This window comes from Campylobacter sp. JMF_15 NE4 (assembly GCF_027737645.1).
Classification (GTDB): domain Bacteria; phylum Campylobacterota; class Campylobacteria; order Campylobacterales; family Campylobacteraceae; genus Campylobacter_B.
In genome coordinates this window covers 340,509-362,433 of the sequence record NZ_JAOVTY010000001.1, presented here as the reverse complement: position 1 = coordinate 362,433, position 21,925 = coordinate 340,509, and the positions used below count along the sequence as shown (strand labels likewise).

The window sequence follows — 21,925 nt, the reverse complement described above, 5'->3', positions numbered from 1 at the left end:
GCTCGCAATGACAAATCAGGAAAATTTTTCGCTATCGCTCGCTCGCAATGACAAAAAAATCAAAAATTCAAGCCCAAATTTTACTTGAAATTTTGCGTAAAATTTATCGTAAAATTTCACGCAAATTTCAAACAAAAAGCCAAATTTGACCCAAATTTCAGTCCAAAAGCCTGTCAAATTTGATTTTATAAATTTTATTTAGGATTGTTTGGATATCGCCAAGCGCGCTTTTGTAGCTCTCGATTTTCAAAAAATCGTCATAAACGCTAAATTTCGCATACAAATCGTAAAAATTCTCGCCACTTCTATTTGTGATATTTTTCAGCGTCTCTTTGTGTTTTTCTAGCAGTGTCGAAATCTGCCCCGCAACCTCGAATTTAGAGCGTTTCATAAGCTCGCTATCTAAATTTTCGTCTTTGGCTTTTTCGGCTGTTTTGGCAGCATTTATGTTCCACTGCTGGTTTCGCACATCTACGCTCGCAACCCTTCTAGTGTGGTCAGCGTCAAGGTCAATCTTAGTCGGCGCATGGTATTCATCGACGCTGAAATCTTGGCCATTTAGCATGATATCGACGAGGCAAAACATAGTCTCTTTGTCGTTTGCGATGTGCAAAACCTCGATGAGATTGTCGCTAGCGTCGTAAGCCGAGGCATAGACGAAGTGAAACTCCACATCTTTTCGCCCGATTCTGGTTTTGGTATGGCACACGCCCTGATACAGCCTCGGAGCCTTGTCGCCGTAAAACCTAATGCGCCCCGCGCTGAATTTCAAAAATATATCGCCAACATCGCCAAAAAGCACATGGCCGGCTCTGAAAGTATCGACTTTGAGATTCGATAGCGAAATATTGTAGCGTTTGATACGATCGAAATTTTCGTTTGCCACGCACATATCGCAGATTTCTTTGTTTCTGCCCGCCCAAAATGTCAAAATATCCTCGTTTATAAACAGCTCGCTTGCAACCACGCTATCAATCATTTTTCGCCCTTTGTAAAAAAAAATAAAGTTTATATTGTATCCCCCCCCCACTTAAAATGGGGTAAAATTTGGGAATTTTTGGGGAAATTTATGAAAATTTTTATTGTTTTTTACTACGAGTAAATATAACAAATAAAGTCGTCAAAACTGAAAAATTTTTATCACCGAATTTATAAAATTTTATAATGCAAAATTTATCTTTGCGATGTTTAATTTTTTTTATAATAAAAAATTTCAACTTGTATGTCCCATACAAAGCACAGCACACGAAAATTTTTCGCATAAGATTACTAAATTTTAGGTATAGGCTTTTAAAATTTGAATATCGCTGTGTTTTGTGCGTTATAAATTGATGATTATCACTTAAAAATTTAAATTTTTAATTATAAAAAAAGCGCATCTAGCGGGGCTAGACGCGCTTTAAGACAAAATAAAAACTGAAATTATTTATCTCTTAAACCAAGTTCTGCAACTAGTTTTGAGTATGTAGCGTAATCTTTGTTTTTTAGATATTTCATCATTCTTTTTCTTTGACCTACGATTTTAAGTAGTCCAAGGCGAGATGAGAAATCTTTTGGATTTGCTTTAATGTGATCTGTAAGATATGCAATTTTTGCAGAAAGTAGCGCGATTTGCACCTCTGCTGAACCTGTATCTTTCTCTTTTCTAGCGAATTTCGCAACTATTTGTGCTTTTTGAGCCGTGTCTAAAGCCATAATGACCTCCTGATCGGTGAAATAAAATAAGCGGTAATTATACTAAATTTACCTAAATTTTTGCTTTTTTTGGGTAAAATAGTCGGATTTATCAAAAAAGGAGAGAAAATGCTCTTTACAAAAGCGTCAGAATACGCCCTACTTGCGATGATTTGCATAGCTCAAAATCAAAATAGCGAGTCTGTGGATGTCGATACGATATCTGAAAAACTTCAAATTTCACGCAGTTTTTTAGCCAAAATTTTGCAAAGCCTAGCTAGAAGCAAGCTTTTAAACTCATTTAAAGGCGCCAAAGGCGGATTTAGCCTAGCCAAAAAACCTAGCGAAATCACCCTACTTGAAATCATCACAAGTGCCGAAAAACGCAAAGCTTCGATTTTTGATTGCACACAAGAAGGCACCAAAGGCTGCCCAAACGGACGGGCTTTGTGTCGCGTAAATCTCATGTTTAACGAGCTTCAAGACAAAGTCGATGAGTATATGCAAAATGTCACCTTGCAAGACATTATCAAAAAAGAGCGTTAATGAAAATTTACCACCTAAGCCACACCGATTTAGACGGATACTCTGCCCAGCTCGTAGTCGCGCACTACCTTAGTGGCGTGGAGTTTTTTAACGCAAATTATGGCAAAGAAATCGTCGAAAAATTTGACCAAATTTTGGAAAAAATCGATGAAAATTTGCAAACTAACCCGGACGCAAAATCACTTGTTTTGATAACTGATCTAAATTTACTCCCCGCTCAGTGCGAGAAATTTCAAACGCAACTAGCGCAAAAAAACGCCAAAATTTTCTTACTCGATCATCACCAAAGTGGCGCAGAGTGCGCACAGAAGCACCCTTGGTATCTGCTAGATAATTCTCGTTGCGCTACCAAAATCACCTATGATTTTTTCAGCGCGATTTTTGGCGAGGACGAAGAGCTAGCGAAATTTGTCAAGGTCGTAAATGCAGTCGATATCTGGCTAAAAGATGAGAGCGAGTTCGAGCTTGGCAAGGTTTGCCTTGGCATGGTTTCAAATGCAAAAGAGATCAACAAAATCATGTTCGAAGAGCAAAGCAGAGAGTATATAAATTTTTTGCTAAATAAAATTTTTGAATTTCAAAATTTAAACGAGCCTCACATAGCCCTAGATGACGCGCTTCACGCTATCAAAAAAAGCTTTTTTAACGCCGAGCGAAACGACACACTAAGCAACCTAATCTCAGATTATGTCGTAACTCTTCTTGGCGCGCAAAAAGAGAGATTTAGTATCGAATACGAGGGCTTTAAAGGCATTTTGACCTATAATATCGGCAATGTCAGCGTCATCGGAAATGACTTTTTGACGCGCAACCCTGATATGGACTTTTTCATCGATGCAACCTCGAAAAAAACGCTAAGTTTCCGCGCAAACGGCAAAGTCGATGTGAGCGCAATGGCTAAAAATCTACTTGGCGGTGGCGGACACGCGAACGCTAGTGGCGGGATTTTCATCGGCTTTAAGGATGCGAATTCATACGAAGCGATAAAGTCCCAAATCGAACAACTCATAAATTTAAAAACCCAAAAGGCAGACAATGAAATCTGAAAACGAAAATTTAAGCAACGATGATTTAATCTACGAGCTAAATATCACACTCGAAGCCATGCTAATCTACGCTGGCGTCAGACGCGACAAACTCCAAGCCGCCGCGCAAGCCTATATCGAAAATATAGACGAAGTCCTGCAAAACTCAGACGCGCAGGGTGCGGACGAGCCAATCGCTGTGGTTGAGTTTTTGCGCGCAAACAAACCTGAATTATTTAATTAAAATTTTAAAAAATTTATTGAAGGGAGATTTTATGAAAAAATTTTTAGTTTTAGCATTTGTAATGCTTTTTTCGACACACGCTTTTGCAGCAGATAAAAAATACCGCTTGCGCCTAGCTAGCACTTGGGAAAGCACTATGCCTGTCCTTGGCGATGCGGCTAATGAGTTTAAAAAATACGCCGAAGAGCTAAGTGGCGGACGATTGGAAATCCGTATCGACACTCCGTCAAAACACAAAGCCAGCTTTGGTGTTTTTGATTTCGTCAAAAGCGGTCAGTATGATTTAGGCTATACTTCGCTGTATTACTACAAAGGCAAGGACGCAAAGACCATGCTATGGACTGCCGTGCCGTTTGGTATGACTACTGATGAGCAACACGCTTGGTATTATTATGGTGGCGGAAAAGAGCTAAATGACAAAATGTTTAGCGCGTATGGCATGAAAACATTTCTAATGGGCTCAACTGGCATGCAAATGGGTGGTTGGTTTAAAAAAGAGATCAACTCGTTAGCTGATTTGCAGGGCATTAAATTTAGAATTCCTGGCTTTGGTGGCGAGGTAATGAGCAAACTAGGCGCTACGATAAACACTGTCCCAACTGGCGAGCTATTTATGGCACTAGAAATGGGCACAATCGACGCTGTGGAGTGGGTAAGCCCGGTGTATGATATGCCTCTTGGCTTCCACAAAGTTGCGAACTACTACTACACAGGCTGGCAAGAACCAGCTGGGGATTGCCAAATTTTGGTGAATTTAAAGGCTTTTGAGAAGCTTCCTGCTGATTTGCAAGCTATCATCGAAGCAGCAGCTCGTATGGCTGGCGAAAACTTCCAAAACAAGGGCTTTTATGAGAATTCTAAAATTTGGGCAGAGCTTAAAGCGCAGTTTCCAAATGTGCAAGTCCGCAATTTCCCTGCCGATGTAGTCGAGAAACTAAGAAGCGCGACAAATGAAATTTTAGATGAAGAAAGTGCGAAAGATCCGCTTTTCAAAGAGATTTTGGATAGCCAAAGAGCGTTTTTAAAAATCGGTCGCGAGTGGAACAAAATCAGCACAAACGCCTATATCAACAACACTTCAAGCGATTCAAATACTTCGAATTAATTTGTAGGGCAAGCTTGCCCTACTTTTAAATTTTAATTTTGTGGCAGTTTGCAACGATTCAAAAAATAGCACGCAGGACAAAATCCACTCACCCCCACGACAAACGGCACTAGCCCCACTGCGCCCCACCAGCTGTGATAAAACGCCCCGACTACCATGATTATCGCACCGATTACTATGCGAATCATACGGCTTTTTATGCTTTGCATACTCTCTCCTTTTTTCTAAATTTTACGAATTTGGCGCGATTATAGCATTTTAAGAGCGCGCGCATAGTGATAAAATCACCGAAAATTTGTCAAATTTAGAAATTTTCGTGGCTAAATTTGACACAAAAGTGTCTGAAATTTTGAGTAAAATCCAATCGAAATTTAAAGGAAGACAACAAGATTAGCTTTGGTCTTTTCAGACCGGCAGGTGCTCATTTTGGCACATTTAGTGTCAAGGACGAAGAAGAAGCTATACAAATAATCAAAGATTTCAAAGTTGGCGATAAAAAAATTACTGATTATTCGCCATACGACGATGATAGTTTAAAAAAAAGAGTATCAGATTTAAAAAACGATATAGAATTTCTAAGAGACACAATAATCGATGTGCAAGACAACGAGCGAAATTTAGAGAAAAAAATATCAAATTTAGAAGAGAAAATAGCGGTTTTAGAAAATACAATAATCGATTTAGAGCACAGACTAGACAACCTAAACGATAGGCTTGAAGCTAGTTATTTGTGATAATCGCGCGATAAGCAAAGTTTGCAAGACTAGCTTATCTCGCCTAGATACCCCGCGATTTCCGCTTTTATCTCATCATTTAGCCAGGCTGGTTCGACGACCTTGATATGTGGCAAAAACCGATAAATCAGCGGTTTGACCTCCATAGGATTGCTAAACCCAAACTCAATCTCGATCGAGCCGTCCTCGCACTCCTTTGTAAAATCGCAGTTGATATATGGTTTGCGCCTAAAATACTTTGCGATCACTTCATCTATCCACAGCCTCGCCCTATACTTGTCTTCTAACTCGAACCACACCGAGCGCGCCTGTTTTATGCGCTTTTGCACCTGTGCGGATGTTTTGAAAACCTCGGGCGTGATTTTTATATTTTCGATATCTTTGAAGTGAAATTTCTTAAACCTATCCCCTTCGCCGCAATCGAACACAAACAAATACCAAAACCCTTCCAAAAACGCTATTTTTAGTGGTTTTGCTCTGAATTCATGCTTGCCGTAAGTGCATTTGATGATATTTTTGTTTTTTATCGCTTTTTGGACAAGACTAAATTTCTGTATTGATTTTTTATCCAGCTTTTCGTTGCCAAAAAACGCCAAAATCTGCTCGTCCATGCCCCCAAGTAGCCCAGAAATCAGCTCGCTATTTTTGAAATAAAAGTCAGAGGATATGTTTTCGCACAGACTTGCTATCAGGCTTAGCACCAGCCTCTCTTCATCGCTTAAATCCCGCATTTGCGCGCTAGGGTCGTATTTCCAGCTCCACCCCTCTTTTACCACGCCATAATCCCTTAAAATCTCCATATCTCTACCTATCGTCTTTGCATTGACACCGAAAATTTGGGCTAATTCTTGCGTTTTTGCGGGGCGAGATTTGATGAATTCAAAAATTTGATTTAATCTTTTATTTTTTTTATTTTCCACTTGTTTTAGCGGTAGCATGAAAAATCCTTGAAATTTAGTAAATTTTGCCCTATTTTATCAAAATTTTTGGCATAAAATTTTAATCTAATGCGATAAAATCGAAGAAAAATTTTAAAGGGAAAATTATGAAATATATCATAGGAATTTTGGTTTTTATCGGATTGATTTTCGGCGGGGTTTTTGCGCTACTTTGGAGCGATTTTGGCAACTCTATCACTAAGCCACATATCGAGCGATACCTCTCGCAAAAAACAGGCTTTGATATTAGGCTAGATAAATTCGACCTTAACTGCGACGATTTCGATATTACGGCGCTAATTAATGGCGAAATTTCGGCGCATTTGGTGGGCAAATACGACATTTTTTCCAAAAGCTTCGACACAAACTACGAGCTAAACGCAAAAGATCTAAAAAGCTTTGGCGTAGCACTTGACGGGGAAAGGGTTTCGCTAAATGGTCGCGTGCTAGGAAATATGCAAAAAATCAGCGCAAACGGCGCAGGACGGGCGTTTGATAGCGATGTGAAATTTCTAGCCAACCTTACAGATTTTATGCCCACAGACCTGCAAATCGTAGCGCCAAATTTAAATGTCGCCAAAATTTTAGCCGTGGCAGGTCAGCCACTTTACGCCACCGGAAATGTCGCCATTAACTCCAATATCATCGCCACAAACGGAGCACCAGAGGGCAGTGCAACCATAAAATCACAAAATTTATTGCTAAATGAAAAGGCGCTAAAAGATTTAAACATAACTATCCCAAGTGGCGTTAAAATCGCGCTAAACTCCGATATCAGTGTGAGCGAGGGTATCGCCAAAGCCACGAGCGAAATCAGCTCAAATTTGGCAAATTTGAGCGCAAAACAAAGCATTTTTGATATGCAAAAACGCACCCTTCAAAGCGATTTTACTCTAAGCGTGCCTGAGCTTAAAAATTTAGCCAAAATCATAAACTACGAAACCTCTGGCGATTTACTCGCTAGTGGCGAGCTAATCAGCGATTTTAAGGATTTCACGCTAAAAAACACAAACATAAACGCCTTTAAAAATGGGCTTAAAGCCGTGATAAATGGTGCGTATAATGCGCCTAGCAAAGACGGCAAAGCAAGCGCAAATTTCGCTATTAGCGACTTTGCCAAACTCTCTCACATCACAGGGCAGAAATTTTCAGGCTCTGGCAAAGGCGTGGCTGATATCACGCTAAAATCGGGCAAACTAGCTAACCTAGCCCTAAATCTCGACGCGCTTGGCGGAAATTTGATAGCTAGTGGCAACCTTAGCGCGCTAAGCGTGCGCGCAAAATCGCTAAATTTGGCAGTTATAACCTCGTTTTTGGGCATGGAAGCTATCGGAAATGGCGCGATAAACGGCGAAGCTAAGCTAAATCTAGATTCTGGAATAAATGGCGAACTTAGCGCAAATATCGCTAATGGCGTGCTTTATAAAAAATACCTTGACAAACTTAGTGGCAAATCTTTCCCAAGCGATACGAAATTTAGCCTAAATTTGGGCGCAAATATCAAAAACTCTCTTGCGAATTTTACCGCCAAACTTGGCTCAGATTTGGCGAATTTCGACAAAATAACAGGGGCTTATAATCTCAAAACTAGCACTCTAAACGCCGATTATGGCGTAAATGTGCCAAATTTAACCAAAATGAAATTTCTAACTGGCATTGAGCTATTTGGCAAATTTAACGCAAACGGCAAAATTGATTACAAGCCTAAAAATTTCGCCGTTTCGTTTGCTTCAAATATCCTTGGCGGGGCGATGAACGGCAAAATGATAAACGATGATGTCAGCGTCAAACTCACGAAATTCGCGGTCAAAGACCTGACCGATATGCTTGGTGTGCGCCACATTTACGACGGCGTTGGGGACATGGATTTTAGCTACAACACAAAGTCCAAAAAGGGCAAATTTAACTCTCTCATAAATCAAGGACGCCTCAAAAGTAGCGATTTTATGGGCGTCGTAAGCAAAATTTTAGGTCGTGATTTAGCCGGCGAAGTTTATAATAATGTAACCTTGGACGGCACAATCGTGCAAAATTTAATCACTTTTAACACAAATATGAGCGCGCAAAAAAGCAAACTAAATGTAAGTGCGGGCAAATTTGACACCCAAAGCAAGCAAATCAATATCCCGGTTAAGGCAAATATCGAAAAAACGGATATTAGCGTCCAAATCACTGGCACCACGCAAAACCCAAAATATAGCGTCGATTCTGCGTATTTGAAGGAAAAATTAAACAAAGAAATCAGCAAAGGTATCGACAAACTCTTAGGCGATAAGGGGTCTAAATCAGGGCAAAACACTGGCGCGAATTCTAGCGCACAAAATAACGCCAAAGAAAAAAGCCGTGAAGACAAGGCAAAAGAGGCTGTTAAGGGGATTTTAAAGGGGCTGTTTTAGCGCAAAATTTGGCTAAATTTTAAAATTTAGCCAAATTCTAAAATTTTTAAAATTTCAAAAAATTTCGGCGCAGTATTTTGCAAGCCAAAATTTAAACAAAACGCAAAATTTCAAAATTTCAAATCTCAATCACCACGACCTTGCCCCTGCTAAGGGCGATTTTGCCTGATTTTTCCATCTCTTTTAGCACGCGCGATACCGCCTCTCTGGCACTTCCGATATGATTGGCTATATCTTCGTGCGTCGCGCACACTTCGCCGTTTGCGCCCAAATTTTCGCGCAAAAAGCCCATTATGCGCTCGCTAAGTGGCGCGAAAATCGCCTGCTCGCTTGCCATTATGACTTGCGAAAAGCGTTTGGCTACGATTTGCAGGGCGAAATTTAGCACGCTTGGGTAGCGTTCTTTTAGGATTTTAAAAATGCTTGGCGGGATTACGATAAGCTCGCACTCGCTTCTAGCCTCGACGCTAAGGCGGTTTTGGGCAAGGGCGAATTTGCAAGTATCGCAGATCATACAGCTCTCGCCGTTTTGTATGCTAAAAACCGTGAGCTCCTTGCCCCCAGTGCCGATAAATGCGCGCAAAAGCCCTCTACGAAGCAAAACATAGCCCAAACAATCCTCGCTAGCATAGATTATCTGCCCCGCTCTTAGGCGCTTTTTATACGCGTTTTTGTAAATCAAGCTCAAATCATCGCCGCTAAAATCAAATTTATCGCAAAAATTTCCCTTCAAAAACTCCAAGTCTTGCGCTTCTAGCATATTTCACCCCTAAAAATTTTATAAAACTTTCATTTTACACTTTTAAACTACCATTTACTTTAAATTACTAATATTTTGAAAATTTTTAAGGAGATGCAATGAAAAGCCTAACCCTGCCACTAATCGTATCGTGCGCGCTCTGTGGCGCAAACGAGCTAGAAAAACCAAAGCAAAATTTCATCGAAATTTATCAAAACGATAGTTTTTTGACCCAAACTTTTAGCCCGGGCTCTGCGAAATTTAGCGTGGAAATCCCTGCCGCGCTCGATTTAGGTCTGCTTGAAATCAAAAGCGAGTGCGAGCTAGAAAACCTTGAAGACAGCGGGATTTATGAGATAAAAAGCGACGAGAGAAAACGCCTAGAAGAAGCCCTTGCAAAGGTAATAGCGCAAAAAAAGGCAATCCAGGCTAAGATTGAATTTAGCAAAAGTTTGGCTAGTTCTGGCAGTGGAAATGCGGATGAATTTTATGCAAGCACGCTAAGGGATTTTGAAAATATAGCTAAGCTTCAAGCCGATGAGAGCGCGCTAAACGAGCAAATCGCACGCACACCCAGCGCGCAAATGAGGCATGCGAATTTAAGCTTTGCATGCGCGCCAAAGAGCGTTGCGTTGCGATACGCGGCATTTTTAAACGAAGGTGCGAGCGCGAAAATCAGCACCAATACAGCGAAGCAAAAGCTTGCTATCACGCAATCAATCCGCGTGAAAAACCCGCTAAATTCGGCTCTTGACGCGCTTAGTGTGGCGATTTATCCGTATGCGTATTCTGCCCTGCTCGCCCCAAGGCCGTTTCGGGCACAATATATCGGCGGGCAAACTTACGAAGCAGATGGCGTGTATATGCAAAAAGCCATGTTAAATGCCACGCCAAGGGCTGCGATGAGTAATCGCGCCGTGCAGGCGACAAATGCCCAGCTCACACTATCGAACTCATACACAATCGAAAATTTAAGCATTGCGCCAAATGAGAGCGCGAAAATCGACTTTAACAGCCAAATTTTAGAGGCGAAATTTAGCATTTTTATCGACGCATACAGCCAAAATTTAGCGTTTTTGCAGGCCAAAACAAAGCTTGAAAAGCCACTCAACCACGCCCTTACGACAATCGAAATCGACGGGGTAAATGCTGGCCAAGACTGGCGCGAGGAAATACCTGCGGGTGTGGATACTAGCGTGTTTTTAGGACAAAATCGCCTAATCAAAGTCACCAAAAAAATCGATGAGAAAAACACCAAAGAAAACTTTTTTGGCACCAAAAAAACCACGATTTCTAGCTGGAATTACGAGGTGAAAAACACCAGCGCAAGGGCTTGGGATATCGAACTACTCGCCAAAATGCCACTAAGCGCGGACGAGAAAGTCAAAATCACTGATAAAAGTGGCACAAAAGCCGATAATATCGACACTGAGGGCCGAGCAAGCTGGAAATTCAGGCTAAATAACGGCGAGACAAAAACGATAAATTTCGGATATGAAATCAGCGATAGTAGAGATTAAGCGGGATTTATTTCACTTTTAGTGTCAAATTGGATTATGGCTATTTTAGTATTAGAGCCATAATCCACATTTTAAAAGAGTATCAATGGAAAATAAAGAAACAAAATTACTAAATTTGCATAAAAAAATCAAAAAATATAACTACTATTTTTTGACTTTTACATTGCTAGTTTCATTACAAATTTTTGTCTTACAAAACGACATTGTAGAAAAATTTCCTATTTTGAATACTTTTATAAAATTTATGAAATCTCATTTTGAAATCGTAAATTATTCATGCGAAAATTTGCCGACTTTTGTTACATTTTATCTATGCGAAATGAGCCTACTCGGTCTAATTTATGGCGTTTGTTGCTTCATTTATGCTATTTATTTTCTGGGTTTTCATTATGATTTTTGGATAAAATGCAAAAGAGTAGATGACCCCAGCATATTTTTACACGAAAACAAATCCGCCCCAGACCAATTTATCACTTTGATTTTACGACCAGGCGAATTTTCAGGCTTGCTCATCAAAAATAGATTTCTATTTTTGGTTTCTCTATCTTTTTTTCTGCTTATGTGTTATGATCTTATAGAAATAAAAAATAAAAAAGGTTATTTCGATAGCTCAGAAATTCCGAAATTAGAAAATTTGGATTTTTTCATCTTTGGAATTTTTTATGGTTTTGGATTAATTTGGTTTTGTATTGCTATATTTGGTGCTATTTTTGGAATTATTACTTCCTTTATTATTGATTTTAAGCGATTAGATTAAAAATATCGTTGTTAAATTTTAACTATACGAAAAAATAAAAAACTGCTTTGTTCGCGACAAAAATTTGGCGTCGCAAAACAAAGCACAAAAATTTATAAATTTATTTCACGCTTGCGATGACTTCGATTTCTACGAGAGCGTCTTTTGGGAGTTTTGCGACCTGAACGGTTGAGCGGGCTGGTTTAGTGTCTTTGAAATACTCGCCATACACCTCATTTACCGCCGCGAAATCGCCCATATCAGCCAAAAAAATCGTGGTTTTAATCGCGTGGTCAAAGTCGCTTCCAGCCTTTTTCAAAATCGCTTTTAAATTAGCCATAACCTGCGTAGTTTGCGCTCTCACATCGCCACCAGCGAACTCACCCTCTGGCGTGAGCGCAATCTGACCAGAAGTGAAAACAAATCCATTTGCGACGATTGCTTGTGAATACGGCCCAATGGCACCTGGGGCTTTTTTTGTCGAAATTACCTTCATACAGTATCCTTTCAAAAAAAAATTAAAAAATTCTAGCCACTTTTAACTTATGAGCCAATAAATTTAAGTTTTTTATAAAACTACCAAATTTTAGCCAAAAATCAATCCATAAAGTAGCTTCAAAATCGTGCATGCAACGACGAAAAGCAGTATCGTGCGCACGAATTTCACATCCTTTTTCACGACCAAATTTGACCCCATCCAGCCGCCTACTATCTGCGCGCAACCCATGATGATACCTATCATCCACAGCACCTGTCCGCCGATGATAAATACGCCTAGTGATACGATATTTGAGACGAAATTTAAAATTTTTGTCTGCGCGACGGCAGTTTTCATGTGAAGTCCTAGCAAGCCAACTAGCGCAAAAGTCCAAAACGATCCAGCCCCAGGTCCAAAAAATCCGTCATAAAATCCCAAAAGCAGACCAAATAAAACATAAAATAAATTTTTGCTCATCTTCGCTGCGCGCTCGCTCTCGCCTAAATTTGGGCTTAGCACAGTGTAGATAAAAAGCGCTAAAAGCAAAACCGGGATAATGTAGTTTAGAAATTTCGCGTCGATTAAAAGCACGGTGCGCGTGCCAATAAATGCGCCAAGGAGAGTGCAGACTATCGCTAGGGCGATTTTGCGTGGATCGACAAGCCCTTTTAGGGTAAAATTTAGCGCCGCAGAAAATGTGCCAAATGTGCCTTGAAGCTTGTTTGTGCCAAGGGCGAGGTGTGGCGGGATACCCACTGCAAGCAGTGCAGGCAGGCATATCAGCCCGCCTCCGCCTGCGATTGCGTCGATAAATCCACCAGCAAACGCCGCGGCAACTAAAATCAAAATTTGCCAAATTTCAAATTCCACACTCTCCCCTTTTAATCAAATTTATTTAATTTCAAAGTCAGGAAAAACGCTGTTCCAAAGCGTTTTGAGATTTTCGGTTTTAAAGTCCCCAACACGCCTAAGCCTGTGCGTCATCGCAAGCATTTCAGGGTAGTGAGCGAACAAATGCACCGAAAAATCGTGCGAGTATGGGCTAATGTGCGTGATTAGCGGGACTGCGCGCAGACTTTTTATCTTTGTCGCGTTGCCCTCTTTTTCGATTACGATATCAGCCATGGCGCCTAGCATGCGCGCACTTTCGTCTTGATTAGAGATAAAATTCCCTAGCGAATAAAAGCACGGCACGCTTCTGTTATCATCTGTGGTGATGAGTTCTAATGGCTGGATTACATGCGGGTGTGTGCCGATGATGAGATCTGCGCCAGAGTTTGCCAAAAACTGCGCCTGCTTTTTCTGCGTGGCGGTTGGTTTGTGTGTGTATTCCACGCCCCAGTGTGGCAAAACCACCACAAAATCGGCGTGTTTTTTCGCAAGTTCTAAGTCGCTTAAAATTTTTTCCTCGTCGCTTAGCAAATCCACCAAATACCCTTTGCCTTTTGGCATTATGTGGCCGTTTAGCCCATAAGTGTAGTTCAAAAACGCGACGCTAACATTGTTTTTTTTCAAAATTTTAACGATTTTACTGCTATTTTGATCTGGCGAAATGCCGATATACGCGATATCCTCAAAGCCAGACCAAAATTTAGCACTATCTAGTATGCCTTCTTCACCCTTATCGAGCGCGTGGTTTGTCGCATGGGCGATTAGATTAAACCCAGCGTCCCTCACAGCCTCGCCTACTTCGAGCGGAGAGCCGAAATTTGGGTAGCCTGAGAGCTTTTTTTTATCTTCGATTAGGATTGTTTCTTGGTTTATGATTTTGATATCTTTGTCTTTGATTTCATCTTTGATAAAGCGATAATACGGCTTAAAATCGTGGCTTTTGGCGGTTTTATCATGCGCGCCCTCGATTAGCTTGGAGTGGATTAGATTGTCCCCCACAGCGATGAGAGAGAGGGTGTTTTCGCTAGCACAACCAAAAAGTAAAAATGAAAAAAACAGAATTAAAATTTTCAAAATTTCCCCAAATTTAGCCGAATTTAACACTGCTCGCTACTATTGCTAACCGAATTTGGCTCTAAATTTTGCGTAGAATTTTGCTCTGAAATTTCGCTATTTTCTGGCAAATTTTGCACTGAATTTTGCACTGAATTTTCGTGCTCGTCGATGATAGCTTGCATTTTGGTGCGAGTATTTTCTAGCCATGCGTTATCACTCGTATCGACTGGGTCTAGGTAGATGATTTTTACATGCCCGCTTCGCACGCGAAATTCCTTCGAATCCGCAATCGCCCCAGTGCCGATAAGCACGATAGGCTGGACTTTAAGTCCTAGTTTGTTTGCTATCATTTTTGCGCCATTTTGAAATTTGAGCATTTTTGTGCCACGATGTCTGGTGCCTTCTGGAAACATCACGATAGCGCGGCCATTTTTTATACGATCATCTACTTCATGCACGATTCGCACGAGCTCGCGAGGGTTTTTGCGATCGACGGCAATCATCTTTGGCAGGGTTAAAATTTTGCCGATTATCGGCAGTTCGCCAATCTCTTTTTTGGCTATCCAGCAGATGTTTGCAGGGTGAGTTTCTTCTAAAACCACGATATCCATAATGCTTTGATGATTTGCGATAAAAAGCCCCACCTGCGGGTCTGGCTCGCCGATAACCTCGATATCATAACCCACGGCGTATCTTTGCCACCTGCCCCACATACGGCGAAATGTGCGGTGTGAGCTGTTTTTCGCCCACATTAGCACGATTACGACCATTACCGTAGCGACGAACCAAAACGAGTAAAAAAGCGCCTTAATCCTTGACAATTTCGTCCTTTTTGATCCAGCCGATTTTGCTACCACTTAGCATGATTTTATAAAATCCCTTGTTTTCGCCCAAAATTTCGACCTTTTGAGGCTCTTTGGTGACATAAAACACCGTAGATGTCGGTATCGGCAGGATATGCACGGCGGTATTTTTGGCGATTTTGCCATTTCCATAAGGGTTTTGATAATACAAATTTAGCGCCAAAACAATCACCGCAAAAATCAGCGGAGTTATATTTTTGCTGAGCAAAAACATCACCAAAAGCACCGCTGCGAGGGTGTAAATGGCGATTTGTTTGTAAGCTTCGAATTTGGATTCTTTTGGATTGAGCCCGATTTGTGTGCTAAGATCCTCAGCCTGCGGATTTAGCTCGATACCGAAATTTTCGAATTTTTTCGTTTGCAGATTAAAATAGCTAAAATCGAAATTTTTCACATTTTTATCGATTACAGCGAAATAATACCCACTCTGGCTAGCGTATCCGCCACGCACAGAATCCACGCCTTGCTTGATAATGGCTGGATTATCCACGCTAAATGAGGCAAGCGCGCCGTTTCGCACGCTTAAATCTAGGGTGAGTAAATTTGAATTATCGTCAAATTTGGCGGTTTTGTAGTTTTTCAGTTTCAAATCATCGGCTGAAATATGGACGAAATTTTCCCTTTTTTCTAGCTTGATAAACTCAGGATTGCGCGGTTTAATCGAGCTTTTTTCGAAAAATTCGCCATTTCGCTCTAAGGTTAGAATAATGTCATTTATCTTCGCACCCTCGCCGTTTGCGCTAAAATACAGCGTCGTTTCAAACATCTCATCTCCCTGTATCCACGAGAGATTATCCTCGTTTAGCCAGATTAAATTCTCCGTGCGATCAATCGCTAGCTTTGGCGTAACGGTTACTTTTTGACCTAAATACACGCTGAAATTTATCCTAAAAATTTCATTATAGTAGGCTTTTTTAGGCGCTCCATCGACTTTTAAAGTGAGTTCTTTGGGTTTGATATCCTCATAGATTTTCTCATCAGAAATATCCAAATCCACCTCATTTGTCGGTGCGAGCGCCTTCAAATCATCAAGGCTAAGATTTTTATTCATAACCTCGTTTTTATTCATTTTCATCATTACGCGAGAGTTATCACGCTGTGCGCCCTCAGTAGAGCTGGTTTGCTCTGATTTTTTCGGAGCGTATTTGCTCAAATCATCGAGCGAATCTATGCTAACCTCTGGCGCAGCTAGGCTAAGTGCGCAAATACCAAAAAGGGCTAAAACTCTTCTTAACAAACTAGCCCTTTTAGCATTTTTTCGCCGTCCGTTCCACCGAGAATTTCCTCGATAGCGCGCTCAGGGTGCGGCATAAGACCAAAGATTTTTTTGTTTTTATCGCAAATTCCAGCTATGCTATCAACTGAGCCATTTGGGTTTAAATCATTGCCATTTTCGTCGCAGTATTTAAGCAAAATTTGGTCATTATCATACATTTTTTTCAAATTTTCGCTATCGACATAGTAATTGCCCTCGCCGTGCGCGATAGGGATATTTAAAATTTCGCCATTTTTGCAACAAGCAAGAAATTTATTGTCATTACTAATGACTTTTAGATAGTGATATTTAGAGATAAAGCTCAAATTTATGTTGCGGTTCATCGCGCCCTCTAAGAGTTTAAGCTCCAAAAGCATTTGAAATCCATTGCAAATACCGAGCAAATACCCGCCCTTTTTAGCGTGAGCGCGCACAGCCTCCATAATAGGGCTAAATTTCGCAATCGCAGCCGTTCTTAGATAATCGCCATGGCTAAAACCGCCAGGAAGCACGACCAAATCGGCATTTAGCATAGTATCCTTATGCCAAATCACATCCACATCGCAACCAAGACGCTCAAAAGCATATTTTGTGTCGCGTTCGCAGTTCGTGCCCGGGAAATTGATAACCGCTACCTTCATAGCACAATCTCGTAATCTTCGATAACGGTGTTAGCTAGCAGGTCTTCGCACATTTGCTCTACATTTTTATAAATCGCCTCTTTGTTCTCGCCTTGCATGTCAAGCTCGATTTGTTTAGCCACGCTTACAGAATTTACACCGCTAAAACCAAGCGAAGTTAGGGCGTGTTTGACGGCCTTGCCTTGTGGATCTAAAACGCCATTTTTCAATTTTACATTTACGATTACTTTCATTTTTTATCCTAAAATTCTTTTTAAAACTTCCTCATAAGCGACTTTTACATCACCGAGCCCTTGGCGAAATACATCTTTGTCTAGTTTTTGGTTCGTGTCCTTATCCCAAAAACGGCAACTATCAGGACTAATCTCATCAGCTAGCAAAATTTCACCCTTGCTATCTTTGCCAAGTTCGATTTTAAAGTCGATTAGGCGCAAATTTCTCTCATCGAAAAATTTAACCAAAATTTCATTTATTTTCTTTGCGATTACTTTAAGCTCGTCAAGTTCGGCTTGATCTTTTACCGCACCTAGGATTATGGCGTGTTCGTCGTTTAGGATCGGATCGCCCAAATCATCGTCTTTGTAGCAAAACTCGACCAAAGTAAATGGCAAAATCGTGCCCTCTTTGATACCAAGGCGTTTTGTAAGTGAGCCAGTAGCGACATTTCGCGCGATGATTTCAAGTGGGAAAATTTTGCATTTTTTGACTAATTGCTCGGTTTCGTTTAGCATCTCAACTAGCGCAGTTTTGATGCCGTTTTTCTCTAATAAATGAAAAATTTGAGTTGAAATTTTGCAATTAAGCGCACCTTTTCCAGCCTCTTCTGCCTTTTTCACGCCGTTAAATGCAGTTAGGGAATCTTTGAATTCGCTAATTAGCAAATCATCGTTGCCCTCGACTGACCACATTTTTTTGCCTTTGCCCTCGTAAATAAGCTCTTTTTTGCTTGCCATGCTACTCTCCTTTACTTAATCTTAAAATTTTAATCGCATCGATTGCGGTTTTTAGCTGAATATCGTCGTTAATCTGCTCTTTTGAGATGAAATTTTTCTCATCTTTTTTCTCTTTTTTTTCTTCTTCTTTTTTCGGCTCTTCGACCTTTGCAAGCTCGCTTTCTAGGTGTTTTTTCAGGTCTGCTTCTTTGACTGAAAATTCATTTTCGCTCTTTTGAGGCACCTTGCCAGCTGCTACAATCAAATCAGGCGTAACGCCCACAGCTTGGATTGTGCGACCGCTAGAAAGGTAATACCGCGCAATTGTTAGTCGCAAGGCTTCTTTGTTTTCGATAGGCAAAATCACCTGCACGCTACCCTTGCCAAAAGTATTCTCGCCCACGATTACAGCGCGTTTTAGATCCTGCAACGACCCACTTACAATCTCGCTTGCACTCGCACTTCCGCCATTTACTAGCACGACAAGTGGCAGGTCGGTTACCTTTTTCTTAGGATCTGCATTATGCTCCTCGGTATCGGCTTTGTTGCGACCTTTTTGCGATACGATTAAGCCCTTATCCACGAATAAATTCACAAGTCCGATTGCCTGTTCCAAAAGTCCGCCAGGATTGTTTCGCAAATCAAGGATTATCCCCTTTGCCTCAGGGTGTTCTTTTATAAATTTAGCCGTATCAGCGGTAACATGCTGGTCGAAATTTGTTACACGCAAATACAAAATTTTCTCATCATCTATCATTTTAGAATACGCAGACTCGACCTTGATTATATCGCGCACGATCTCCACATCAAAGGGCTTACTCTCGCCTTTGCGAACTATTGTAAGCGTGATTTTGGTTTTTGGTTTGCCACGCATTTTGCTTACAGCTTCATCAATTGTAATCCCAAGTGTCGCATTTCCGTCGATTCGCAAAATCACATCATTTGCTTTGAGCCCCTTTTTATCCGCTGGTGTGCCCTCAATCGGCGAAATTATCGTTAGTGCGCCATCTTTCATACCGACCTGAATGCCCAAACCGCCGAATTCGCCCTGAGTTTGTACCTTAGTATCATTGTAAGCTTTTTGATCCATAAAGCTAGAATGGGCGTCTAAATTTCCCATTAATCCCGAAATCGTCTTATCCACAAGCTCCGAAAAACTCATCTGCTCGACATAATTATTTTCCACGATTGCTAGGGTTTTAGTAAGCTTTGCCAGCGCTTCAAGCCTTGTTTTTTCGCTGTCAGGTTTTTTGGTCGAATTTGCCTCTTTTGCCTCCAAATTTCCTACAAAAAACAGACCAAAAAGTAGTGAAAATACAAAACCAAAGCCAAAAAAGAGATGTTTTTGTTGCAAAAATTTGTCCTTAATTTGAAATAGGCGGAATTCTATAAAAATTTCGCTAAATATTAGTTAAATTTAAGCCATTTTTAGCGATAAAATTTTAAAATTCAGAGCGAAAAATTTGAAAGATTAAATTTATTTACTAAAAAACCTTGACATAATTAGACTAAATATATATAATACAGACAAAATCAACTTTAAGGAGTTTTTTATGAACGAAACACTTGAAATTTTAACCGACAAAATGCACTCACTACTCGAAAGTTCGCTCTCCCTAGCTATCCACTCCAAAAATGGCGAGGTTGCGAATTTGCACATTTTGTGGGCATTGTGCGTGGATTCAACCTCTGTGCTAAATCAAATTTTTAACAAATTTGACATCAGCAAAAGCGCAGTTGAATTAGAAATCAAAAGCGCGCTACAAACCCTGCCAACTAGCTCAAATGTCACGCGCGATAATATCAAAATTTCGCGCGAAGTGGTAAATTCATTAGAGAGCGCAAAAGGCCTAATGACGAGCCTTGGAGACAAATTTATCGCTATTGATACTTGGTTAGTGGCGAATTTAGACAAATCTCCGCTAAAAGAAATTTTGGCTAAATTTGCCGATCTTAGCGAGATAAAAAAAGAGCTAGAAATGCTAAGAGCGGGCAAAAATATCACCACCAAAACAGGCGATGACACCCTAGAAGCGCTTAGCAAATTTGCGCTAAATTTGACACAAAAAGCGATAAATGGCGAGTTAGATCCCATTATCGGGCGCGATGAAGTCATCACTCGTATGATGCAAATACTAATCCGCAAAACGAAAAACAACCCAATACTTCTTGGCGAACCAGGTGTGGGTAAAACCGCCATTGTCGAAGGTTTGGCGCAGTTAATCGCGCAAAAAGATGTCCCACTTAGCCTGCAAAACAAGCGCGTAATGGCGCTTGATATGAGCGCGCTCATTGCCGGTGCGAAATACAGAGGCGAGTTCGAAGACCGCCTAAAAGCCGTCATCGACGAGGTCAAAAAAGCTGGCGATGTGATACTTTTCATCGATGAAATTCACACTATTGTGGGAGCTGGGGCAAGTGAAGGCAGTATGGACGCTGCAAATATCCTAAAACCTGCCCTAGCTAGGGGCGAGCTACACACTATCGGCGCGACTACGCTCAAAGAATACCGCAAATATTTCGAAAAAGACGCCGCCTTGCAACGCCGTTTCCAGCCTGTCATCGTAGCTGAACCGACCGTGAGCGAGGCTACGGCGATACTTCGTGGCATAAAAGAGCGCTTAGAGGTTCATCACAATGTCACAATCACAGATAGCGCTCTTGTCGCTGCCACCAAGCTTAGCCACCGCTATATCAGCGATAGATTTTTGCCTGATAAGGCTATTGATTTAATCGACGAGGCCGCTGCTGAGCTAAAAATGCAAATCGAGAGCGAGCCTTACGAACTAGCCAAGGCAAAAAGGGAAATTCTAACACTCCAAGTCGAAAAAGAAGCCCTAAAAATGGAAAACGACGCCAAAAACGACAAAAGACTAAATCAAATCGACAAAGAGATTGAGAATTTAAACGAAACCAAAAATTCGCTTTTGGCTAAATTTGAGAACGAAAAGGCTGTATTTAACGGCATAAGCGAAGCCAAAAAATCAATAGATAGCCTAAAAATCGAAGCCGCAAACGCTAGGAGCAAAGGCGATTTAAGCAAGGCTGCCGAGATCGAATACGGCAAAATCCCAGCCGCAAACGCCAAAGTCAAAGAGCTAGAAGCCAAATGGGAGGGTATGAAGGAAAGCGGAGTTTTGCTAAAAAACCGCGTCGATGAGGAAATGGTCGCAGGAATCCTTAGCAAATGGACAGGAATTAGCGTAAGCAAAATGCTCTCATCAGAGCGCGAAAAATACCTAAATATCGAATCTCACCTAAAACAAAGCGTCGTGGGTCAAGACGCCGCGCTTCACGCCATAGCGCGCGCTGTGAAGCGAAATAAGGCTGGCCTTGCTAGCGCAAATCGCCCGATTGGAAGCTTTTTGTTTTTAGGACCTACTGGCGTGGGCAAAACAGAGAGCGCTAAAACACTAGCGAAATTTTTATTCGACGATGAGCGAGCGATGATACGCTTTGATATGAGCGAATATATGGAAAAACACAGCGTCTCACGCCTGCTTGGTGCGCCTCCTGGATATGTGGGATACGATGAGGGTGGTCAGCTAAGCGAGGCTGTGCGCCGCCGTCCATATAGCGTGCTACTTTTCGACGAAATCGAAAAGGCGCACAAAGATGTCTTTAATATCCTACTTGGCATTTTAGATGACGGGCGCGCGACCGATAATAAGGGCGTGGTCGTGGATTTTAAAAACACCATTATAATCCTTACGAGCAATATCGGCTCGGATAAGATTATGAGTCTGGGCGAAAATGAGCGCGAAAACGCCGTAAAAGACGAGCTGAAAAACTATTTCAGACCCGAGTTTATCAACAGGCTCGATGACATTGTGATTTTCAACGCCCTTAGCGAAGACAATCTCATCGATATCGTGGGAATTATGTTTAAAGAGCTAGCGCATTTGCTCGAAGAGCGCGGTATCAGCGCAACTCTAAGCGAAAATGCCAAAAAGCTCATTGCTGGGGCTGGATTTGACGCAGAATACGGCGCCAGACCGCTAAGACGCGCGCTTTATGATTTGGTCGAGGATAAGATCGCCGATATGATTTTAAACGACGAGCTAAAAGAAGGAAATGCAATCCTAATCGACGCCAACAGCGAGGATATCGAAATCAAGGTCGTTTCATAGGTAAAATTTAAGGCGCGAATTT

23 protein-coding genes are annotated in these 21,925 nt (G+C 41.2%); 9 read left to right on the top strand and 14 right to left on the bottom strand.

The features are described from left to right. Positions 1-157 precede the first annotated feature (157 nt). Positions 158-979 carry a hypothetical protein gene (locus OFN98_RS01920; protein WP_270874771.1) on the bottom strand — a complete coding sequence of 274 codons (822 nt, stop codon included), beginning with the start codon at positions 977-979 and terminating at the stop codon, positions 158-160. A gap of 443 nt (positions 980-1,422) precedes the next feature. Then, the gene (gene rpsO, locus OFN98_RS01915) at positions 1,423-1,695 is read right to left on the bottom strand and encodes a 30S ribosomal protein S15 (RefSeq protein ID WP_270858995.1); all 273 of its coding nucleotides are present in this window, start codon (positions 1,693-1,695) and stop codon (positions 1,423-1,425) included. A gap of 108 nt (positions 1,696-1,803) precedes the next feature. On the opposite strand from rpsO, the gene OFN98_RS01910 reads away from it, so the two are divergent. Genes OFN98_RS01910 through OFN98_RS01895 form a run of 4 tightly spaced genes read left to right on the top strand, consistent with a single transcriptional unit; the run spans position 1,804 to position 4,594 of the window. Continuing rightward, a complete protein-coding gene (locus OFN98_RS01910) occupies positions 1,804-2,220 on the top strand; it encodes an Rrf2 family transcriptional regulator (RefSeq protein WP_270858996.1) in 417 nt (138 codons plus the stop codon). Next, positions 2,220-3,266, top strand: coding sequence for a DHH family phosphoesterase (locus tag OFN98_RS01905; RefSeq protein ID WP_270874772.1), 1,047 nt, complete (start codon positions 2,220-2,222; stop codon positions 3,264-3,266). The genes OFN98_RS01910 and OFN98_RS01905 overlap by 1 nt, the downstream gene beginning before the upstream one ends. Continuing rightward, the gene (locus OFN98_RS01900; protein WP_270861813.1) at positions 3,256-3,489 is read left to right on the top strand and encodes a hypothetical protein; all 234 of its coding nucleotides are present in this window, start codon (positions 3,256-3,258) and stop codon (positions 3,487-3,489) included. Before OFN98_RS01905 ends, OFN98_RS01900 begins: the two co-directional genes overlap by 11 nt. 31 nt (positions 3,490-3,520) lie before the next feature. Beyond that, positions 3,521-4,594, top strand: a complete 1,074-nt coding sequence (locus OFN98_RS01895; RefSeq protein ID WP_270864920.1) for a TRAP transporter substrate-binding protein — start codon at positions 3,521-3,523, stop codon at positions 4,592-4,594. 32 nt (positions 4,595-4,626) lie between these two features. Here OFN98_RS01895 and OFN98_RS01890 read toward each other — a convergent pair whose 3' ends face one another. Continuing rightward, positions 4,627-4,803: a YgaP family membrane protein gene (locus OFN98_RS01890; RefSeq protein WP_270859000.1), complete on the bottom strand. Its 177-nt coding sequence runs from the start codon at positions 4,801-4,803 to the stop codon at positions 4,627-4,629. A gap of 387 nt (positions 4,804-5,190) precedes the next feature. Here OFN98_RS01890 and OFN98_RS01885 point away from each other — a divergent pair, with 387 nt between their 5' ends. Continuing rightward, on the top strand, positions 5,191-5,328 hold the full coding sequence (locus OFN98_RS01885; protein ID WP_270874773.1) for a hypothetical protein: 138 nt from the start codon (positions 5,191-5,193) through the stop codon (positions 5,326-5,328). 29 nt (positions 5,329-5,357) lie between these two features. Here the strand turns inward: OFN98_RS01885 and OFN98_RS01880 are convergent, their stop codons facing one another. Further along, on the bottom strand, positions 5,358-6,266 hold the full coding sequence (locus OFN98_RS01880; RefSeq protein WP_270874774.1) for a helix-turn-helix transcriptional regulator: 909 nt from the start codon (positions 6,264-6,266) through the stop codon (positions 5,358-5,360). A gap of 107 nt (positions 6,267-6,373) precedes the next feature. On the opposite strand from OFN98_RS01880, the gene OFN98_RS01875 reads away from it, so the two are divergent. Next, positions 6,374-8,662 carry a hypothetical protein gene (locus OFN98_RS01875; protein WP_270874775.1) on the top strand — a complete coding sequence of 763 codons (2,289 nt, stop codon included), beginning with the start codon at positions 6,374-6,376 and terminating at the stop codon, positions 8,660-8,662. A 118-nt stretch (positions 8,663-8,780) separates the two neighbouring features. Here OFN98_RS01875 and OFN98_RS01870 read toward each other — a convergent pair whose 3' ends face one another. After that, positions 8,781-9,422, bottom strand: a complete 642-nt coding sequence (locus OFN98_RS01870; RefSeq protein WP_270874776.1) for a Crp/Fnr family transcriptional regulator — start codon at positions 9,420-9,422, stop codon at positions 8,781-8,783. A gap of 98 nt (positions 9,423-9,520) precedes the next feature. On the opposite strand from OFN98_RS01870, the gene OFN98_RS01865 reads away from it, so the two are divergent. Continuing rightward, positions 9,521-10,921, top strand: coding sequence for a DUF4139 domain-containing protein (locus OFN98_RS01865; RefSeq protein WP_270874777.1), 1,401 nt, complete (start codon positions 9,521-9,523; stop codon positions 10,919-10,921). An 85-nt stretch (positions 10,922-11,006) separates the two neighbouring features. Next, complete coding sequence (locus tag OFN98_RS01860; protein WP_270874778.1) at positions 11,007-11,678, top strand: hypothetical protein; 672 nt, start codon at positions 11,007-11,009, stop codon at positions 11,676-11,678. A 100-nt stretch (positions 11,679-11,778) separates the two neighbouring features. Here the strand turns inward: OFN98_RS01860 and OFN98_RS01855 are convergent, their stop codons facing one another. The 9 genes from OFN98_RS01855 to OFN98_RS01815 all read right to left on the bottom strand — a co-directional run bounded on the left by OFN98_RS01855 (position 11,779) and on the right by OFN98_RS01815 (position 19,142). Further along, positions 11,779-12,153: a RidA family protein gene (locus tag OFN98_RS01855; protein ID WP_270861821.1), complete on the bottom strand. Its 375-nt coding sequence runs from the start codon at positions 12,151-12,153 to the stop codon at positions 11,779-11,781. A gap of 90 nt (positions 12,154-12,243) precedes the next feature. Continuing rightward, positions 12,244-13,005, bottom strand: coding sequence for a TSUP family transporter (locus OFN98_RS01850; RefSeq protein ID WP_270874779.1), 762 nt, complete (start codon positions 13,003-13,005; stop codon positions 12,244-12,246). A gap of 21 nt (positions 13,006-13,026) precedes the next feature. Further along, entirely contained in the window at positions 13,027-14,100 is a 1,074-nt protein-coding gene (locus tag OFN98_RS01845) for a CapA family protein (RefSeq protein ID WP_270874780.1), read from the bottom strand. A gap of 23 nt (positions 14,101-14,123) precedes the next feature. Further along, on the bottom strand, positions 14,124-14,903 hold the full coding sequence (locus OFN98_RS01840) for a lysophospholipid acyltransferase family protein (protein ID WP_270874781.1): 780 nt from the start codon (positions 14,901-14,903) through the stop codon (positions 14,124-14,126). Continuing rightward, entirely contained in the window at positions 14,890-16,182 is a 1,293-nt protein-coding gene (locus OFN98_RS01835; protein ID WP_270874782.1) for a hypothetical protein, read from the bottom strand. Before OFN98_RS01835 ends, OFN98_RS01840 begins: the two co-directional genes overlap by 14 nt. After that, positions 16,176-16,841 (bottom strand): phosphoribosylformylglycinamidine synthase I, encoded by a 666-nt coding sequence (gene purQ, locus OFN98_RS01830; RefSeq protein ID WP_270874783.1) that lies wholly within the window; start codon positions 16,839-16,841, stop codon positions 16,176-16,178. The genes OFN98_RS01835 and purQ overlap by 7 nt, the downstream gene beginning before the upstream one ends. Further along, positions 16,838-17,074, bottom strand: coding sequence for a phosphoribosylformylglycinamidine synthase subunit PurS (gene purS, locus OFN98_RS01825; RefSeq protein WP_270859018.1), 237 nt, complete (start codon positions 17,072-17,074; stop codon positions 16,838-16,840). The genes purQ and purS overlap by 4 nt, the downstream gene beginning before the upstream one ends. A 3-nt stretch (positions 17,075-17,077) precedes the next feature. After that, on the bottom strand, positions 17,078-17,794 hold the full coding sequence (gene purC / locus OFN98_RS01820; protein WP_270874784.1) for a phosphoribosylaminoimidazolesuccinocarboxamide synthase: 717 nt from the start codon (positions 17,792-17,794) through the stop codon (positions 17,078-17,080). A 1-nt stretch (position 17,795) separates the two neighbouring features. After that, positions 17,796-19,142 (bottom strand): S41 family peptidase, encoded by a 1,347-nt coding sequence (locus tag OFN98_RS01815; protein WP_442867877.1) that lies wholly within the window; start codon positions 19,140-19,142, stop codon positions 17,796-17,798. A 184-nt stretch (positions 19,143-19,326) separates the two neighbouring features. On the opposite strand from OFN98_RS01815, the gene OFN98_RS01810 reads away from it, so the two are divergent. Further along, entirely contained in the window at positions 19,327-21,903 is a 2,577-nt protein-coding gene (locus tag OFN98_RS01810; RefSeq protein WP_270874785.1) for an ATP-dependent Clp protease ATP-binding subunit, read from the top strand. Positions 21,904-21,925 lie beyond the last annotated feature (22 nt).

Coding starts and splice junctions, on each gene's coding strand:
- OFN98_RS01905 (WP_270874772.1), top strand. CDS start 2,220: ATGAAAATTTACCACCTAAGCCACACCGATTTAGACGGATACTCTGCC.
- OFN98_RS01890 (WP_270859000.1), bottom strand. CDS start 4,803: ATGCAAAGCATAAAAAGCCGTATGATTCGCATAGTAATCGGTGCGATA.
- purS (WP_270859018.1), bottom strand. CDS start 17,074: ATGAAAGTAATCGTAAATGTAAAATTGAAAAATGGCGTTTTAGATCCA.
- OFN98_RS01920 (WP_270874771.1), bottom strand. CDS start 979: ATGATTGATAGCGTGGTTGCAAGCGAGCTGTTTATAAACGAGGATATT.
- OFN98_RS01870 (WP_270874776.1), bottom strand. CDS start 9,422: ATGCTAGAAGCGCAAGACTTGGAGTTTTTGAAGGGAAATTTTTGCGAT.
- OFN98_RS01900 (WP_270861813.1), top strand. CDS start 3,256: ATGAAATCTGAAAACGAAAATTTAAGCAACGATGATTTAATCTACGAG.
- OFN98_RS01910 (WP_270858996.1), top strand. CDS start 1,804: ATGCTCTTTACAAAAGCGTCAGAATACGCCCTACTTGCGATGATTTGC.
- OFN98_RS01880 (WP_270874774.1), bottom strand. CDS start 6,266: ATGCTACCGCTAAAACAAGTGGAAAATAAAAAAAATAAAAGATTAAAT.
- purC (WP_270874784.1), bottom strand. CDS start 17,794: ATGGCAAGCAAAAAAGAGCTTATTTACGAGGGCAAAGGCAAAAAAATG.
- rpsO (WP_270858995.1), bottom strand. CDS start 1,695: ATGGCTTTAGACACGGCTCAAAAAGCACAAATAGTTGCGAAATTCGCT.
- OFN98_RS01865 (WP_270874777.1), top strand. CDS start 9,521: ATGAAAAGCCTAACCCTGCCACTAATCGTATCGTGCGCGCTCTGTGGC.
- OFN98_RS01855 (WP_270861821.1), bottom strand. CDS start 12,153: ATGAAGGTAATTTCGACAAAAAAAGCCCCAGGTGCCATTGGGCCGTAT.
- OFN98_RS01895 (WP_270864920.1), top strand. CDS start 3,521: ATGAAAAAATTTTTAGTTTTAGCATTTGTAATGCTTTTTTCGACACAC.
- purQ (WP_270874783.1), bottom strand. CDS start 16,841: ATGAAGGTAGCGGTTATCAATTTCCCGGGCACGAACTGCGAACGCGAC.
- OFN98_RS01860 (WP_270874778.1), top strand. CDS start 11,007: ATGGAAAATAAAGAAACAAAATTACTAAATTTGCATAAAAAAATCAAA.
- OFN98_RS01875 (WP_270874775.1), top strand. CDS start 6,374: ATGAAATATATCATAGGAATTTTGGTTTTTATCGGATTGATTTTCGGC.
- OFN98_RS01810 (WP_270874785.1), top strand. CDS start 19,327: ATGAACGAAACACTTGAAATTTTAACCGACAAAATGCACTCACTACTC.